Annotated in this window: 12 protein-coding genes; 5 read left to right on the forward strand and 7 right to left on the reverse strand. The window is 71.6% G+C overall.

What is annotated here, in order from left to right; translation table 11 throughout:
* Window positions 1-4 precede the first annotated feature (4 nt).
* The 3 genes from ABZX85_RS00655 (at window position 5) to ABZX85_RS00665 (ending at window position 3,562) form a co-directional block, all read left to right on the forward strand.
* Window positions 5-1,732: an ABC transporter permease subunit gene (locus ABZX85_RS00655; protein WP_355862280.1), complete on the forward strand. Its 1,728-nt coding sequence runs from the start codon at window positions 5-7 to the stop codon at window positions 1,730-1,732.
* A 136-nt stretch (window positions 1,733-1,868) separates the two neighbouring features.
* Window positions 1,869-2,873: an ABC transporter ATP-binding protein gene (locus tag ABZX85_RS00660; RefSeq protein WP_355862282.1), complete on the forward strand. Its 1,005-nt coding sequence runs from the start codon at window positions 1,869-1,871 to the stop codon at window positions 2,871-2,873.
* A complete protein-coding gene (locus ABZX85_RS00665; RefSeq protein ID WP_355861170.1) occupies window positions 2,870-3,562 on the forward strand; it encodes a dipeptide/oligopeptide/nickel ABC transporter ATP-binding protein in 693 nt (230 codons plus the stop codon). The genes ABZX85_RS00660 and ABZX85_RS00665 overlap by 4 nt, the downstream gene beginning before the upstream one ends.
* Here ABZX85_RS00665 and ABZX85_RS00670 read toward each other — a convergent pair.
* A complete protein-coding gene (locus ABZX85_RS00670; protein ID WP_355861172.1) occupies window positions 3,537-4,112 on the reverse strand; it encodes a TetR/AcrR family transcriptional regulator in 576 nt (191 codons plus the stop codon). The genes ABZX85_RS00665 and ABZX85_RS00670 overlap by 26 nt on opposite strands.
* A gap of 96 nt (window positions 4,113-4,208) precedes the next feature.
* Here ABZX85_RS00670 and ABZX85_RS00675 point away from each other — a divergent pair, with 96 nt between their 5' ends.
* Window positions 4,209-5,708, forward strand: coding sequence for an MFS transporter (locus ABZX85_RS00675; protein ID WP_355861174.1), 1,500 nt, complete (start codon window positions 4,209-4,211; stop codon window positions 5,706-5,708).
* Between the two features lie 574 nt (window positions 5,709-6,282).
* On the opposite strand, the gene serA is transcribed toward ABZX85_RS00675, so the two are convergent.
* The 6 genes from serA to ABZX85_RS00705 all read right to left on the reverse strand — a co-directional run bounded on the left by serA (window position 6,283) and on the right by ABZX85_RS00705 (window position 16,212).
* Window positions 6,283-7,872 carry a phosphoglycerate dehydrogenase gene (gene serA, locus ABZX85_RS00680; RefSeq protein WP_355861176.1) on the reverse strand — a complete coding sequence of 530 codons (1,590 nt, stop codon included), beginning with the start codon at window positions 7,870-7,872 and terminating at the stop codon, window positions 6,283-6,285.
* Between the two features lie 225 nt (window positions 7,873-8,097).
* Window positions 8,098-9,096 (reverse strand): ketol-acid reductoisomerase, encoded by a 999-nt coding sequence (gene ilvC, locus ABZX85_RS00685; RefSeq protein ID WP_355861178.1) that lies wholly within the window; start codon window positions 9,094-9,096, stop codon window positions 8,098-8,100.
* A 90-nt stretch (window positions 9,097-9,186) separates the two neighbouring features.
* The gene (ilvN, locus tag ABZX85_RS00690) at window positions 9,187-9,711 is read right to left on the reverse strand and encodes an acetolactate synthase small subunit (RefSeq protein ID WP_355861180.1); all 525 of its coding nucleotides are present in this window, start codon (window positions 9,709-9,711) and stop codon (window positions 9,187-9,189) included.
* A 19-nt stretch (window positions 9,712-9,730) separates the two neighbouring features.
* Entirely contained in the window at window positions 9,731-11,578 is a 1,848-nt protein-coding gene (locus ABZX85_RS00695; protein WP_355861182.1) for an acetolactate synthase large subunit, read from the reverse strand.
* Between the two features lie 292 nt (window positions 11,579-11,870).
* Window positions 11,871-14,831, reverse strand: a complete 2,961-nt coding sequence (locus tag ABZX85_RS00700; protein ID WP_355861184.1) for an EAL domain-containing protein — start codon at window positions 14,829-14,831, stop codon at window positions 11,871-11,873.
* Between the two features lie 394 nt (window positions 14,832-15,225).
* Window positions 15,226-16,212, reverse strand: coding sequence for a 2-hydroxyacid dehydrogenase (locus ABZX85_RS00705; RefSeq protein WP_355861186.1), 987 nt, complete (start codon window positions 16,210-16,212; stop codon window positions 15,226-15,228).
* A 76-nt stretch (window positions 16,213-16,288) separates the two neighbouring features.
* Here ABZX85_RS00705 and ABZX85_RS00710 point away from each other — a divergent pair, with 76 nt between their 5' ends.
* Window positions 16,289-17,281: an aldo/keto reductase gene (locus ABZX85_RS00710; protein ID WP_355861188.1), complete on the forward strand. Its 993-nt coding sequence runs from the start codon at window positions 16,289-16,291 to the stop codon at window positions 17,279-17,281.
* Window positions 17,282-17,286 lie beyond the last annotated feature (5 nt).

Consider the following 17,286-nt stretch of genomic DNA (forward strand, 5'->3'; position numbering starts at 1 on the left):
GCGTCTGCGGCTCTCCCCCGCCGCGATCACCCGGCTCCTCGGGCTTCTCGCCGTCGTCGCCGCCGTCGGGCTGTTGCCCTGGCTGTCGGGGAACGATCCGGCGCTGACCGTGCTGCGGGCGCGGTCGGCGGAGCAGGAGCCGACGCGGGAGGCGCTGGAGGCGATCCGGCGGGATCTCGGGCTGGACGCCGGTCCCCTTTCCCTGCTGGGGAGTTGGGGCGGGGATCTGGTGCGCGGGGACTTCGGGACGTCGTGGGTGTCGGGGACCGATGTGCTGCCGTCCGTGGTCGCCGGGCTCCAGGTGTCGCTGGCGCTGATGGGCGGGGCGTTCGCGGTCGCGGTGCTGCTGGCGGCGCTGCTCGTGGCGCCGGTGCTGGTGCGGGGGCGGGGGTCGGCCGGGGCGGGGGCCGCGATGCTGGCCGCCGTACCGGAGTTCCTCCTCGCGACCGTCGGGCTGCTGGTGTTCGGGGTGTGGCTCGGGTGGCTGCCGACGTCCGGATGGGAGGGCCCGGCGCATCTGGTGCTGCCCGCCGTCGCGCTCGGCGTCCCCGCCGGCGGGCTCCTCGGCCGGCTCGTCGCGGACGCGCTGCCCGCCGTCCTCGACGAGCGGTGGGTCGAGCTGTGGCGAGGGGCCGGGGTGAGCCGTACGCGGGTGGCGGGGGCGGCGCTGCGGCGTGTACTGCCGCCGCTGGTACCGCAGTTCGGGATGGCGGCGGTCGGTCTGACCGGCGGGGCCGTCGCCGTGGAGACCGTCTTCGCGGTCCCCGGCATCGGGCGTACGGCGCTCGGCGCGGCCAAGTCGCAGGATCTGCCGCTGCTCCAGGGCTCGGTGCTGGCGCTGCTGCTGCTCGGGCTGGCCATCGGGGCGCTGTCCGCGCTGCTGCGGCGCCGACTGCTGGGGCCCGCGCTGCGGGACGCGTCGCTCGCGCTGCCGCCGCCGCGTCCGGTGCGGGTGCCGGTCGCCGTGCCGCTGTCCCTGTTCACGCTGCTCGCGGTGACCGTCGGGTGGGGGCTGCTGCGGGACCCGTACGCCGTGCGCACGAACGAGCGTCTGGTCGCACCGAGTTGGGGGCATCCGCTGGGGACGGACGGGCTCGGCCGGGATGTCCTGGCGCGGCTCGGGCACGGGGCCGCGACGACCGTCGGGACGGCCGCCGCCGTGTGTCTGCTGGGGCTGGTCGTCGGGCTCGCCCTCGGTTTCCTGCCGGGTGTCGCGGCCGGGGCGTCGGACATCGCCAACGCCCTGCCGCCGGTCGTCGTCGGCATCCTGGTCGCCGCCGCGACCGGCCCCGGAACGGGCGGCGCGGCACTGGCGGTCGCCCTGCTCTCCTGGCCGGCGCTGGCCGCGCACACGGCGGCGCTGGTGCAGGAGGTACGGGCGTCGGCGTTCCTGACGGCCCAACGGGCCATCGGGGCCACGCCGTTGTGGATTCTCACCCGGCACGTCCTGCCCACCGTCGCGGGCCCGGTCGCCCGGCACGCGCTGCTGCGGCTCCCGGGGATCGCGCTGGCCCTGGCCTCGCTCGGCTTCCTGGGCCTCGGCGCCCAACCCCCGGCCCCGGAATGGGGGTTGCTGCTCGACGAGTCACGCGCGTACGTGGAACGGGCCCCCTGGGCCGCGCTGGCCCCGGCGGTGGCACTGGCCGTGCTGGCGGGGCTCGCGGTGTCGGGGGCGGCGTTCGTGGAGGGGCGGGAGCGGAAGGGTGAGCGGGAGGTGTCCCTTGCGGCGTGAGGAAGTGGTGCGGGGTGGAGGGGAGTTGGGGTTCGGTGGGGCGGGCCGGCGCCGGAATGCGGGGCCGGGCGGGGAAGGCGTGCCGGGCGGGACGGGGACCGAGGAAGAGGCGACCGGTGTGACGGCGGTCGAGGAAGTGACCTCCGGGGAAGCCCCGTTGCTCTCCGTCCGTGATCTGCGGGTCTCCTTCGGTGGGGTCGAGGCCGTTCGGGGGGTCTCGTTCGACGTGCGGGCCGGTGAAGTGCTGGCGATCGTCGGGGAGTCGGGGGCCGGGAAGTCGCTCACGGCTCGGGCGCTGCTCGGGATGCTGCCGAGGGAGGCGGTGCGGGGCGGGGCCGTGGAGCCGGATCTGTCGGGGCAGCGGGGGCGGCGGATCGCGCTGGTTCCGCAGGACGCGCTGTCGGCGCTCTCGCCGGTGCACCCGGTCGGGGACCAACTCGCCGCCGCCGTACGGTCGGTGCGGCGGGTGTCGCGCAGCGAGGCGCGGGCGCTGGCGGTCGCCGCGCTGGAGCGGGTCGGGATTCCGGACGCGGCGCGGCGGGCGCGGGCGTTTCCGCACGAGTACTCCGGGGGGATGCGGCAGCGGGCGGTCGTCGCGATGGCGACGGTCAACGAGCCGGAGATCCTGGTGGCGGACGAGCCGACGACCGCGCTGGACGAGGAGCGGCGCGAGCGGGTGCTCGGGCTGCTGCGGGCCCGGCCGGGGGCGCTGGTGCTGGTCACGCACGACGTGGAGGCGGTACGGCGGCATGCCGACCGGGTGTTGGTGATGTACGCCGGGCAGGTCGTCGAACTCGGTTCCGTGGAGCGGGTGTTGGAGACGCCCCGGGCGCCTTACACGGCCGGGCTGCTGGCCTCGCTGCCCCGGCCGGGCGGGCCGAAGCGGCTGCCGGTGCTCGCCGGTGACGCGCCGCTGCCGGGGGCGTTCGGGGCGGGGTGCGCGTTCGCGCCGCGCTGTGTCTTCGCGACGGAGGTGTGCCGGGTGGAGGAGCCTCGGCTTCGGGAGGTCGAGGGGCGGGGGGTGGCGTGCCATCACGGGGAGAGTGTGAGGCAGCCGGAGAGCGTGGATCGACCGGAGAACCTGCGCCGGCGGGAGAGCCCGCGCCCTCAGGAGAACTCGCATCGCCGGGAGGGCATGTGAATCAGCCTCTGTTGGGCGTCCGTGACCTCGTCGTCCGCTACGGCTCCGTCACCGCCGTGGACCGGGTGTCGTTCTCGGTGGACGCCGGGGAGACCCTGGCGCTGGACGGGCCCAGTGGGTGCGGGAAGTCGTCGACCGCGCTCGCCGTGTTGCAGTTGCGCCGGCCCGCCTCGGGGGAAGTGTGGTTCGAGGGGCGGGAGTTGACGGGGCTCGCGGAGCGGGAGCTACGGCCGCTGCGGCGGCGTATGCAGCCCGTGTTCCAGGACCCGTACGGCTCGCTGAGTCCCCGGCACCGGGTGCGGGACGCGGTCGCGGAGCCGTTGAAGGTGCAGGGGAGGTGGGATGCGGAGAGCGGGCCGCGGCAGGTGGCCGAGCTGCTCGACCGGGTCGGGCTGAGCCCGGCCCACGCGGGGCGGCGTCCGCATGAGCTGTCCGGCGGGCAGTGCCAACGCGTCGGGATCGCGCGGGCGTTGGCGTCCGAGCCGCGGCTGCTGGTGCTCGACGAGCCGGTGTCGGCGCTCGATCCGTCCGTGCGGGCGGGGGTGTTGAACCTGCTCGCCGATCTGCGGGACGAGCTGGGGCTCGGCTATCTGTTCATCTGTCACGACCGGTCCGTCGTACGGCACTTCGCGGACCGGGTCGTCGAGTTGCGGGACGGGAGGGTCAGTTCGGGGTCGCCGCGGTCATGAGGCGGCGCAGGCCCTCCGTCAACGCGCCCGCGTCCGGGGCCGACTGGGGGTCGAAGGTCCACTGGGCGATCAGGCCCAGCATCAGCGTCGTGTAGAAGCGGCCCAGGGTGTCGGTCGTGTCGTCCGTCACCTCGACCTCCGGGACGCCGGTGAACAGTTCGACGAAGCCGCGTGAGCCCTCGCGCTGCGCCTTGGCCAACTCGTCCCTCACCTGCGGGAGTTGGTCGCCCATGACGACGATCTCCATGCTGAGGCGCCAGAACGAGGCGGGGCCCTGCATCGTCGCGACGACGTTCGTCCACACCTCCTGGAAACGCTCCAGCGAGCCTGGCGCGCCCTTGAGTTCGGGGCCCTCGAAGCCGTCCGACATGCCTTCGACCAGGTCGATGTACGCCTGGGCGAGCAGGGCGTCCTTCGAGCCGTAGTGGTAGCCGATCGAGGCGAGGTTCGTGCCGGACTCCTTGACGATGTCGCGGGCGGTGGTGCGGACGAAGCCTTTGGCGAGGAGGCAGCGCTTGGCGCCCTCCAGGAGATCTTCACGGTGGCCCATGGGGGCAGTCTAGCCGTGGTTCATACAACCGTCCCAGACGAGCGTCTTACACAACCGTCCTATACAAACGTTTAAGACGGTTGTATATTTCCCGGCATGACGCACTCGACGACGCACGTGAACCGTGCCGGACGGCGTGAGTGGACCGCTCTCGCCGTGCTGATGCTTCCGTTGCTGCTGGTCTCCATGGACGTGTCCGTCCTCTACTTCGCCGTGCCCGCGATCAGCGCCGATCTGGAGCCCAGCGGGACGCAGCAGTTGTGGATCTTCGACATCTACGCGTTCGTGCTGGCCGGGCTGCTCATGACCATGGGGTCGGTCGGGGACCGGATCGGGCGGCGCCGGCTGCTGATGTTCGGGGCCGTGGCGTTCGGGGTGGCCTCGTTGCTGGCCGCGTACGCGCACTCCGCCGAGACGTTGATCGCGGCGCGGGCGCTGCTGGGGGTGGGCGGGGCGACGTTGATGCCGTCCACGATGGCGCTCGTGCGGACCATGTTCACGGACCCCGGGCAGCGGGCCACCGCGATCGGGCTGTGGTCGACCGTCATGACCGCCGGGGTGGCGCTCGGGTCGGTGATGAGCGGGGTGCTCGTCGAGTACTTCTGGTGGGGGTCGGTGTTTCTCGTCAACCTGCCCGCGATGGGGCTGTTGCTGGTGCTCGGGCCGGTGCTGTTGCCGGAGTCCCGTGATCCTTCGCCGGGGGCGTTCGACTGGGTGAGTGTGCCGTTGTCGATGGCCGCGGTGCTGCCTGTCGTCTACGGGCTGAAGGAGATTCCGTCCGAGGGGGTTCGGGGGGAGTATCTGCTGGCCGTCGGGGTCGGGGTGGTCTTCGCGGTGCTGTTCGTTCGACGCCAGCGGAGGGCTCGGCACCCCATGATCTCCCCGGCGCTGTTCCGGGGACGGGGGTTCGGGGTCGCCCTCGGGCTCAATCTCGTCGCCGCGTTCGGGATGATGGGGTCCGCGTTCTTCACCACGCAGTACCTTCAATCGGTCCTCGGCAAGAGCGCGTTGGAGGCTTCCCTGTGGGCCCTGCTGCCCGCCGTCCCCATCGGCGTCGCGGCACCCCTCGCGACCGGTGCGGTCCAGAAGGGCGTCGACCGTGCGTACGTCGTCACCGCCGGGTTCCTGGTCGCCGCCTGCGGGTACGCCATGCTGGCCCTCGCCGGTACCGACTCCCTGTGGCTCGTCCTCACCGCCTGCGCGGTGCTGTCCTGCGGGATCGTCGCCGTCATGTCCTCCATGACGGACCTCGCGCTCGGTCTGGCCCCGGTGGAGCGGGCCGGCTCCGCCGCGGCCCTCCTTGAGACCGGAACCGAGTTCGGCGGCGCGATGGGGATGGCCGTCCTGGGCTCCATCGGAACGGCCCTCTACCGACACGAGATACCCGCCTCCGCCCCGGCCACCGCCCACGAGACCCTGGGCAGCGCCCTCGCCGTCGCCGACCGGTTCCCGGGCTTGGCCACGGCAGCCCGCGAGGCGTTCACCTCAGGGATGCAGGGGGCCGCGATCGCTGGGGGTGTGGTGTTGGCGGGGGCTTCGGTGAGTGGGCTGCTGCTGCGCCGCGGTGGCTGGTCGCGCAGTTCCCCGCGCCCCTAAAAACACCGACCGCCCTACGTTGGCCGATGAACGCCGGTCCGCCGATCGTCACGGGGGCATCGGCGAGTGGGCCGCTGCCGCGCCGTCGTGGTTGATCGCGCAGTTCCCCGCGCCCCTGAAAAACACCGACCGCCCCGCGTCAGGTGGGCTACTGCCGCACCGTCGTGGCTGATCGCGCCCACGCGCGGCAGAGCCGCACATCGATACAGCCCCGCGCCCCTAAAAACACCGACCGCCCCGCGTCAGGTGGGCTACTGCCGCACCGTCGTAGCTGATCGCGCCCACGCCGCAGAGCCGCACATCGACACAGCCCCGCGCCCCTAAAAAACACCGACCGCACATCGACACATCGCACGGCCTTCGGCAGACCACCGCCAGCACCCCCACCCACCCAGGGGCGCGGGGAACTGCGCGACCAGCCACGCACGGCCCGCAGCCCGCACACGGCAGTGCCCGGCTGGGCCCCGCCGGAGGCAACCACGAAGGGGCGGGCCGGAGTTACTCGGTCCGCCCCCAGGGGGTTTCGGCGTTCACCACCCAACCGACAGTAAACGGGTGGGTGGGCCGAGGTCTGTCAGACCAAGTTCACCGCACGGGCCGACGTCGCGCCGATCTCCGCGGCGACCTCCGCCAGGACGCCGGCCGCGACGGCCTCGTCCACCGTGAGGACGGCCAGCGCCTCGCCGCCGGCGGCAGCGCGGGCGACCTGCATGCCGGCGATGTTGATACCGGCCTCGCCGAAGATACGGCCGACGGTGCCGACGACGCCGGGACGGTCCTCGTAGCGGAGGACCACCAGGTGATCGGCGACAGCGAGGTCGACGTCGTACTCGCCGACCGCCACGATCTTCTGGACGTTCTTGGTGCCGGCCAGCGTCCCGGAGACGGAGACCTCCTCGCCGTCCGACAGGGTGCCGCGGACGGTCACGACGTTGCGGTGGTCCGTCGCCTCGGAGCTGGTCGTGAGGCGGACCTCGACCCCGCGCTCCTGCGCGAAGAGGGGAGCGTTGACATAGGAGACCGTCTCGTCGACGACGTCCTCGAAGACACCCTTCAGAGCCGAGAGCTCCAGCACCTTCACATCGTGCTGCGTGATCTCGCCGTACACCTCGACGTCGAGCCGGACCGCGACCTCACCGGCGAGCGCGGTGAAGATCCGGCCGAGCCGCTCGGCGAGGGGCAGCCCCGGCTTGACGTCCTCGGCGATGACCCCGCCCTGGACGTTGACCGCGTCGGGCACCAGCTCACCGGCGAGCGCAAGACGCACCGACTTCGCGACCGCGATACCCGCCTTCTCCTGGGCCTCGTCGGTGGAGGCACCCAGGTGCGGGGTGGAGATGACCTGGTCGAACTCGAAGAGCGGGGAGTCCGTGCAGGGTTCCTTCGCGTAGACGTCGAGACCGGCCCCGGCGACGCGCCCCTCCTTCAGCGCCGAGTACAGCGCCTCCTCGTCGACGATCCCGCCGCGCGCGGCGTTGACGATCCGCACGGTCGGCTTGACCTTGCGCAGCGCCTCGTCACCGATCAGACCGACGGTCTCGGGGGTCTTGGGCAGGTGGACGGTGATGAAGTCCGACACCTCGAGCAGCTCGTCCAGCGTCAGGACCTTCACGCCCATCTGCGCCGCGCGCGCCGGCTGGATGTACGGGTCGTACGCGACGACCTTCATCCCGAACGCGGACATCCGCTGCGCCACCAGAGCACCGATGCGGCCGAGACCCACGACGCCCAGCGTCTTCTCGGCCAGCTCCACACCGGTGTACTTGCTGCGCTTCCACTCGCCGTTCTTCAGCGCGGCGTTGGCCTGCGGGATGTGCCGCGCGGTGGCGAGCAGCAGACCGCAGGCGAGTTCGGCGGCGGTGACGATGTTGGAGGTGGGGGCGTTGACGACCATCACGCCGGCCTTGGTGGCGGCGGAGACGTCGACGTTGTCGAGGCCGACGCCGGCTCGTGCGACGACCTTCAGTCTGTTCGCGGCGGCGATGGCCTCGGCGTCCACCTTGGTGGCGGAGCGGATCAGGATCGCGTCGACATCGGCGATGGCGGGGAGCAGTTCGGCTCGGTCCGCTCCGTTGCAGTGCCGGATCTCGAAGTCGGGGCCAAGCGCGTCCACGGTCGCGGGCGACAGCTCTTCAGCGATGAGTACGACAGGTTTCGAGCTCACGTGAGTCCTCACAGGTCCAATGCGCGGACGGCCGTCCCGACGGCCGCGGCGGAGGAGGGGGCTACCGCGGAAGACGCACGACACTGTGGGCCTGACGCGTGATGTGCAGCAGTGTAATAGCGCCGGGAGGTGTCTTAGACGTCTCGGGAAAATTACGAGACAGGACTCCGGCACAAGGCGGGCGAGGGGGCCGGAACGCGTCGTACCGGCCCCCTCGCCTCAGGCTCACGCCTCTTCGTTCACCCAGCTCATCAGCTTGCGGAGCTGCTTGCCGGTGGTCTCCAGGAGGTGCTCGGAGTCGGCGTCCTTGTACTCGTTGTACTTCTTCAGGCCGCCGTGGTACTCGTCCATCCAGTTCTGGGCGAAGGTGCCGTCCTGGATCTCGGCGAGGACCTGCTTCATCTCGGCCTTGGTGGCGTCCGTGATGATGCGGGGACCGGTGATGTAGTCGCCCCACTCGGCGGTCTCGGAGACGGACCAGCGCATCTTCTCCAGGCCGCCCTCGTACATGAGGTCGACGATGAGCTTCAGCTCGTGCAGGCACTCGAAGTAGGCGATCTCGGGCTGGTAGCCGGCCTCGACCAGCGTCTCGAAACCGGCCTTGACCAGGGCGGACGTACCACCGCAGAGGACGGCCTGCTCACCGAACAGGTCGGTCTCGGTCTCCTCGGTGAAGGTCGTCTTGATGACACCGGCGCGGGTGCCGCCGATGGCCTTCGCGTAGGAGAGGGCGAGCGCGAAGGCGTTGCCGGTGGCGTCCTTCTCGACGGCGGCGATCGCGGGGACGCCGCGGCCCTCCTCGTACTGGCGGCGGACGAGGTGGCCCGGGCCCTTGGGGGCGACCAGGGCGACGTCGACGCCCTCGGGGGCCTTGATGAAGCCGAAGCGGATGTTGAAGCCGTGCGCGAAGAACAGCGCGTCGCCGTCCTTCAGGTTCGGGGCGATGGACTCCTCGTAGACCTTGGCCTGGATCGGGTCCGGGATCAGGATCATGATGAGGTCGGCCTCGGCGGCGGCCTCGGCGGGGGTGACCACGCGCAGGCCCTGCTCCTCGGCCTTGGCCTTGGACTTGGAGCCCTCGTGCAGGCCGACGCGGACGTCCACGCCCGAGTCGCGCAGGGACAGCGCGTGGGCGTGGCCCTGGCTGCCGTAGCCGATGACCGCGACCTTGCGGCCCTGGATGATGGACAGGTCGGCGTCGGCGTCGTAGAACAGCTCGGCCACTGTGGGTTCTCTCCTTGAGTGCAGGTGTTGCGTCCCACCCCACCGTATGACGGCGGGGTGAGGGGAAGATTTCGGGTCTCGGTATACGGATTACGCGCTGCGGTCGAGGGCGCGCAGCGAGCGGTCCGTGATGGAGCGGGAGCCGCGGCCGATGGCGATCGTGCCGGACTGGACGAGTTCCTTGATGCCGAAGGGTTCCAGCATCTTCAGCATGGCGCCGAGCTTGTCGGCGCCGCCGGTGGCCTCGATGGTGACGGCCTCCGGGGAGACGTCGACGGTCTTGGCGCGGAACAGCTGGACGATCTCGACGATCTGGGAGCGGGTCTCGTTGTCCGCGCGGACCTTCACCAGAACGAGTTCACGGTGGACGGCCTGTGCGGGTTCCAGTTCGACGATCTTCAGGACCTCGACGAGCTTGTTGAGCTGCTTGGTGACCTGTTCCAGGGGGAGTGCGTCGACGCTCACGACGATGGTGATGCGGGAGATGTCGGCGTGCTCGGTGACTCCGACGGCGAGGGAGTCGATGTTGAAGCCGCGGCGGGAGAACAGGGCGGCGATCCGGGCGAGGATGCCGGGCTTGTTCTCGACGAGGACGGAGAGCGTGTGCTTGGACATGGTCTGCTGAAGCCTTCTCTCAGTCTTCTTCGTTGTCGCCGAAGTCGGGGCGGACGTTCAGGGCGGCCATGATCTCGTCGTTGGAGGTGCCGGCGGCGACCATCGGCCAGACCATGGCGTCCTCGTGGACGATGAAGTCGATGACGACCGGGCGGTCGTTGATCGCGTTGGCCTCTTCGATGACCTTGTCGAGGTCGGCGGGGGACTCGCAGCGGATCGCGTGGCAGCCCATCGCCTCGGAGAGCTTCACGAAGTCGGGGATGCGGGTGCCGCGCGCCTCGGGGTTGACGTCCTCGGGGCCGGAGTGCAGGACCGTGTTGGAGTAGCGCTGGTTGTAGAACAGGGTCTGCCACTGGCGGACCATCCCGAGGGCGCCGTTGTTGATGACGGCGACCTTGATCGGGATGTTGTTCAGGGCGCAGGTGGTGAGTTCCTGGTTGGTCATCTGGAAGCAGCCGTCGCCGTCGATGGCCCAGACGGTGCGCTCGGGCCGGCCGGCCTTGGCGCCCATGGCGGCGGGGACGGCGTACCCCATGGTCCCGGCGCCGCCGGAGTTGAGCCAGGTGGCCGGCTTCTCGTACTGGATGTAGTGGGCGGCCCACATCTGGTGCTGGCCGACGCCGGCGGTGAAGATCGTGCCCTCGGGGGCGAGCTGGCCGATGCGCTCGATGACCTGCTGGGGGGAGAGAGTGCCGTCGGCGGGCAGGTCGTAGCCCAGCGGGTAGGTGTCGCGCCAGCGGTTGAGGTCCTTCCACCAGGCGCTGTAGTCGCCCTGGTGGCCCTCGCTGTGCTCCTTCTGGACGGCCTGGATCAGGTCTGCGATGACCTCGCGGGCGTCGCCGACGATCGGGACGTCGGCCGCGCGGTTCTTGCCGATCTCCGCCGGGTCGATGTCGGCGTGGACGATCTTCGCGTCGGGGGCGAAGCTGTCGAGCTTGCCGGTGACGCGGTCGTCGAAGCGGGCGCCGAGGGTGACGAGCAGGTCGGACTTCTGGAGCGCGGTGACGGCGGCGACCGTGCCGTGCATGCCGGGCATGCCGAGGTGTTGGGGGTGGCTGTCGGGGAAGGAGCCGAGCGCCATCAGGGTGGTGACGACGGGGGCGCCGGTCAGTTCGGCGAGGACCTTCAGCTCGGCCGTGGCCTGCGCCTTGATGACGCCGCCGCCGACGTACAGGACGGGCCGCTTGGCCTGGGTGATCAGCTTGGCGGCCTCGCGGATCTGCTTGGCGTGCGGCTTGGTCACCGGGCGGTAGCCGGGGAGGTCCATGGCGGGGGGCCAGGAGAACGTGGTCTTCGCCTGGAGGATGTCCTTGGGGATGTCGACCAGGACCGGGCCGGGGCGGCCGGTGGAGGCGATGTGGAACGCCTGCGCGATGGTCCGGGGGATGTCCTCGGCCTTGGTGACGAGGAAGCTGTGCTTGGTGATCGGCATGGTGATGCCGACGATGTCCGCCTCCTGGAAGGCGTCGGTGCCGATGGCGGCGGAGACGACCTGCCCGGTGATCGCCACGAGCGGCACCGAGTCCATGTTCGCGTCCGCGATCGGGGTGACCAGGTTGGTGGCGCCGGGGCCGCTGGTCGCCATGCAGACGCCGACCTTGCCGGTGGCCTGCGCGTAGCCGGTGGCGGCGTGGCCCGCGCCCTGTTCGTGGCGGACCAGGACGTGGCGCACCCGCTTGGAGTCCATCATCGGGTCGTACGCCGGCAGGATGGTGCCGCCCGGAATGCCGAAGACGGTGTCGGCCCCGACCTCCTCCAGCGAGCGGACGAGGGACTGCGCACCCGTCACGTGCTCGACGGGAGTGGAGTGTCCTCCGGATCGGGGCCGCGGCTGCGGATGCGGGGCCCCGGTGGCCTGCTCGGTCATCGGCATTCTCTTCTCGATGCTGAGGGTTTTTTGCGGGTTTCGTGCGAAGTGCGACTGTTGCCCGGAAGGCGTCCGTGCAACAAAAAACCCCTCGTGCCGTAAGGCAAGCGAGGGGAGCGCGTCGGGTGCGTGCGCTGGGAGGTCCGGGTCTTCCGGGCGTCCACAGCTTCAGCCGACGCGCTGTCCAAGTACGAGAATTCGGGTGCGCATGGCATTGACCCTCCCCCCGACGCGCACCGACTGTCAAGCGGGTGGGACGGGGGTCTCAGTATGTGAGCCATGGGCATGGTGGTCAGCCGTGGGCCGGCCCCCCGCCCGCCAGCGCCGGTTCCGCCGGTCCGTGCGGGACCGGGTAGCGGCCGGAGGCGAGCGCGCGGCGCAGCCGGTACTCGTCGAGCGGGGCGGAGAAGGCCGTGCCCTGGCCGTGGGTGCAGCCCATCTCCCGCAGGGCGACGACCTGTTCGGGCAGGTCGACCCCCTCGGCGACGGAGTCGAGCCCGAGGTCGGACGCGATCCTGAGCACCCCGGCGGTGATCTTGTTCAGCCGGGCGGACTCGACGACGCCCTCGACGAGCCCCCGGTCCAGCTTGAGGACGTCCACGGGGAGCCTGCGCAGCGCCGTGAGGCCCGTGGAGCCGGTGCCGAGACCGTCGAGCACGATCCGGACGCCGAGCCGCCGCAGGGCGCCCAGACGGCGCTCCAGGTCCTCCAGGGGCACCTTCGGGTCGACGTCGGCCAGCTCGACCGTGAGCGCCCCGGAGGGCAGGCCGTGCCGGGTGAGGAGCGCCTCGATGGAGGCGAGCGGCGAGGACCGGTCGACGAGCCTGCGCGCGCTCGTGCGGACCGTGACCGGTACGGAGACGCCGGCCGCCGCCCGCTCGGCGGCCCGCTCGACCGACTCCGCGAGCACCCACTGCCCGAGTTCGGCCGTCTTGTCGCTGTCCTCGGCGACGCGCAGGAATTCGGCCGGCGTGAACAGCACCCCCTGCGAGGAGCGCCAGCGCGCGACGGCCGCGACGGACGAGATCCGGCCGTCGGCGAGCCGTACGACGGGCTGGTGCAGGAGCGTGAACTCGCCGTCGTTGAGCGCCGCGCGCAGCCGGGTCGCCAGCTCGGCCTTGCGGACGACGTCCTGCTGCATCTGCGGCTGGTACAGCTCGACCCGGCCCTTGCCGCCGGATTTCGCGCGGTACATCGCGAGGTCGGCGTTGCGCAGCAGCTCGCCCGCGCCGAGGCCGGGTTCGGCGAAGGCGACGCCGATGGAGGCGGCGACCCGGACGTCGTTGCCGTCGATGGCGTAGGGCTGGGAGAGGGCGATCCTGAGGCGGTCGGCGAGCTCCAGGATGTGCCGCTCGCGGGCGCCGCGGTCACGTGAGCCGTCGCCCATGATCAGCGCCGCGAACTCGTCCCCGCCGAGGCGGGAGGCGGTGTCGCCCTGGCGGACGGCCTCCTGGAGGCGGCGGGCGGCCTGGATCAGGAGGACGTCCCCGGCGGCGTGGCCGATGGTGTCGTTGACGGCCTTGAAGCCGTCGAGGTCGATGAAGAGGACGGCCGTGCCCCGCAGGGCGTGGCCCCGGTCGGAGCTGCGGCGGCCGGAGAGGGCCTGCTGGACGCGCCGGGTGAACAGGGCGCGGTTGGGCAGGTCGGTGAGCGGGTCGTGCTCGGCGCTGTGCTGGAGCTGGGCCTGGAGGCGGACGCGTTCGGTGACGTCGCGGCTGTTGAAGATCAGGCCGCCGTGGTGGCGGTTGACGGTGGACTCCACGTTCAGCCAGCCGCCGTCGCCGGAGCGGAAGCGGCACTCGATGCGGGTGGTGGGTTCGTCGTAGGGGCTGGTGGCGAGGAAGCGGCGTACCTCGTGGACCACGCAGCCCAGGTCCTCGGGGTGGATGAAGTGGGCCAGCTCGCGGCCGAGCATCTCCTCGGCGGGACGGCCGTAGACCCCGGCGGCGGCCGGGGAGACGTACTTCAGGCTGCCGTTGGGGGCGGCGATCATGATGACGTCGCTCGAACCCTGCACCAGGGACCGGAAGTGGTTCTCCTTCTGGGCCAGTTCCTGGGTGAGCTTGACGTTGTCGAGGAGCATGATGCCCTGGCGGACGACGAGGGCGAGGACGACGGCGCCTCCGGTGAGCAGGACGACGCGGTCGACGCTGCGGCCGTTGAGGACGTTGTAGAGGATGCCCAGCGTGCAGACCGCCGCCGCGAGGTACGGGGTGAGGGCGGCCAGCGAGCCCGTGATGGGGCGGGTGGCCAGCGGGCGGAGGTGGTCGGGAGGGGGGGTGCTGGGCTGCGGCCTCGGGTGGTCGAGGGCGTGGGGGGCGGTGCGGCCCGGGACGTGTTCGTGGACGACGCGGGGGTGGCCGCCGTACTGGCCGCCCCACAGGCCGCCGGCGGACTCGCTCTGGGAGCGGGCCGCGGCCCAGGGGGCGTAGGCCAGCAGCAGGGAGCCGGCGAACCAGCCCGCGTCGAGGAGCTGGCCCGAGCGGTAGTCGTTGTGCAGCAGGGGGGAGGTGAACAGGGCGTCGCACATGACCGTGAGCGCGAGGGCGCCGACGGCGGTGTTGACGGCGGCGCGGTTCACCGAGGACCTGCGGAAGTGCAGGACGAGGACCATGCTGACCAGCGCGATGTCCAGCAGCGGATAGGCCAGGGAGAGCGCGGTGTGGGCGACGCTCGGGCCGTCGAACTTGGCGGCCTGGGCGAGCGCGAGGCTCCAGGAGAGCGTCAGCAGCGAGCCCGCGATCAGCCAGGCGTCCAGCGCGAGGCAGACCCAGCCGGCCTTGGAGACCGGGCGGGTGGCGAGCACCAGGAGGCCGACGATGGCGGGCGGCGCGAAGCACAGGAAGAACAGGTCGGCGTAGCTCGGGCTCGGCACCGGGACGCCGAGCACGACCTCGTACCAGCCCCAGACGAGGTTGCCGAGGGAGGCCATCGCGGAGGAGAGGGCGAACAGCAGCCAGGCCGGTCGAAAGCGGACGTGGCGGCTGCGCGCGTAGAGGAAGCAGGAGACGGCCGCGGTGCCGGCGGCGACGCCGAGGCCGAAGTCGCCCATGATCAGGGCGAGTTGCGGGGAGCCCCAGCCGAGTGCGGAGCCGACGGCGTAGCCCGCGCAGACCAGGGCGATGAGGAGTTGGTGGATCAGGGTCCGGGTCGAGCCGGAGGCCGGGGGCCGGGGCCGCGACGTCCCTGGTGCGGGGTGGGGGCGCAGCATATCGTCGAGCGTCGTCGTCATGGCGGAGGGCGGCGAGTTCACCAGGGCCTCCCGGTCTGCTTCGGCCCCGGGCGGTGGTGGTCGCCGGTGTGGGGCGGGTGGTCGGTGCCGGTGCGGGACGCGCTGCTTCGGTCGCGGTGGGTGGTGGTGTGACCGTCGTACTGACCGTGTCTGTCTGTCGCGGTGCTCCAGGGTCGCCGTCGGCGGCCTCGCCGCGTCGGATCGGTCGCCCGTAGGCCGTGCATCGCCCGTCGCCCCCCTCACAAATCCGTGAACGTCCGTCTCCCCGGCGCCGAATGTGCGCGGCGCAGCCCCTGTCCGGGACGATACACCAGTCTCGTCACTCAGGGACATAGTTCCTCTACGCTCCGTGACGACCAGCGGCGATGCCGGTACACCCCGCGTCCGGAGGACTGCGGAGGGTACCTGAACCGGATTACTCGCCTGCCGCGCCCGTCGTGAGGATCACGTTCCGCAGGGGCTCCCGGTTCACATATCGCACCAACTGGTCCACCAGCAGACGCTTGGCCCGTGGCAGAAAAGCGCTGCTCGGGCCGCCGACGTGCGGACTGATCAGGACTCCCGGCGCGCTCCACAGCGGGTGGCCCGGCGGCAGCGGCTCGGGGTCGGTGACGTCCAGCGCGGCCGTCAGCCGCCCCGACTCCAGCTCCGCGAGGAGCGCCTTGGTGTCCACGACCGCCCCACGCGCCACATTGACCAACAACGCGCCGTCCTTCATGCGGCCGAGAAACGACGCATTGACGAGCCCGTGAGTGCTCTGCGTGAGCGGCGTCACCACGATGACGACGTCCGCGAGCGGAAGCAGTTCCGGCAACTCCTCGATGGAATGCACCGGTCCGCGCTCCGTCGTGCGCCCGGAGCGCGCGACCCGCACCACCCGCGCGACCTCGAACGGCGCGAGCCGGTCCTCGATGGCCGCGCCGATCGCGCCGTAGCCGAGGACGAGGACCGTGCGGTCGGCGAGGGCCGGGTGGAAGCCGCTCGCCCACTCCTGGCGGTCCTGGGCCCGCACGAAACCGGGGATGCCGCGCAGGGAGGCGAGGGTGAGGGTGAGGGCGAGTTCGGCGGTGCTCGTCTCGTGGACGCCGCGGGCGTTGCACAACTGCACGCCGGGCGGGAGGAGTTCGAGGCGTGCGGTGATGTCGTCCACGCCGGCCGTGAGGGTCTGGACGACCTTGAGGTTCGGCATCTCGGGGAGCGGGCGGGTCTTCACGGGGTGGCGCTTCATGTACGGGACTACGTAGAAGGCGCACCTCGCCGGATCACCGGGATAGGGCTGCGTGCCCTCCGGACCCCCGTCCCAGAAAAGGTAGTTCGGCCCTTCCGGCAGCCCCTCGATCTCCTCGGGCGGGATGGAGAGCCAGACGTCTTGAACGCTGTGACGTGCGGTGTCGTCAGTCATGGGCAGGAGGCTATGTCAGGGACACGTGCGTCCAGCGGTTAGGTTTGAGGGTCAGGACAGGGAGGGTCAGGGGCAGGTGGAGCGCAGGACGATCGGCGCCGGCGCACTCTCGGCGGGGGCCGTCGGACTCGGGTGCATGCCGATGAGCTGGGGGTACAGCGGATCGCGGCGACGGGGCGACGAGTCGGCGAGAGCGGTGCACCGGGCGTTGGACCTCGGCTCGTCCTTATTGGACACCGCCGACATGTACGGCCCGTTCACCAACGAACTGCTGGTGGGACGGGTGGTGCGGGAGCGGCGCGACGAGGCGTTCGTCGCCACGAAGGTCGGGCTGCTGGCCGGGGACCAGCACCTCGTCGCCAACGGGCGGCCCGGGTACGTCCGCCGGGCGTGCGACGCGTCGCTGCGGCGGCTCCAGACCGACGTCATCGACCTCTACCAGCTGCACCGGGCCGACCCCGAGGTCCCGGTCGAGGAGACCTGGGGGGCGATGGCCGAACTCGTCCAGGCGGGGAAGGTGCGGGCGCTCGGCCTGTGCGCCCTGGGGGCGCGCGGTGGCCGCCGGTCCAGCGCGCACCTCCACGAGCCGACACTCCGTCAGTTGACGCGCGTCCAGCAGGTGTTCCCCGTCGGCGCGGTCCAGGCGGAACTGTCCGTCTGGTCCCCCGAGGCGCTCGCCTCCCTCCTCCCCTGGTGCGCCTCCCGGAACATCACCTTCCTCGCCGCCATGCCGCTGGGCAACGGCTACCTCACCGGCACCCTCACCCCCGGCCAGGGCTTCGAACCCGACGACATGCGCGCCCACCACCCCCGCTTCACCGCCGAGATGATGGCCGCCAACCAGCCGATCGTCGCCGGCCTGCGCCGGATCGCCGCCCGCCACGGAGCGACCGTCGCCCAGATCGCCCTCGCCTGGGTCCTCGCCCAGGGCAAGCAGGTCATCGCCGTACCGGGCGCGAAACAGGAACGCTGGGTCACCGAGAACGCCGGAGCCACCGGGATACACCTGACCCCGGAGGACCTCGCGGAGGTGGCCTCGCTGCCGGGGGCGCTGGGGTCCTGGGACTGAATCCG

Source organism: Streptomyces sp. NPDC004539, assembly GCF_040610055.1.
Classification (GTDB): domain Bacteria; phylum Actinomycetota; class Actinomycetes; order Streptomycetales; family Streptomycetaceae; genus Streptomyces.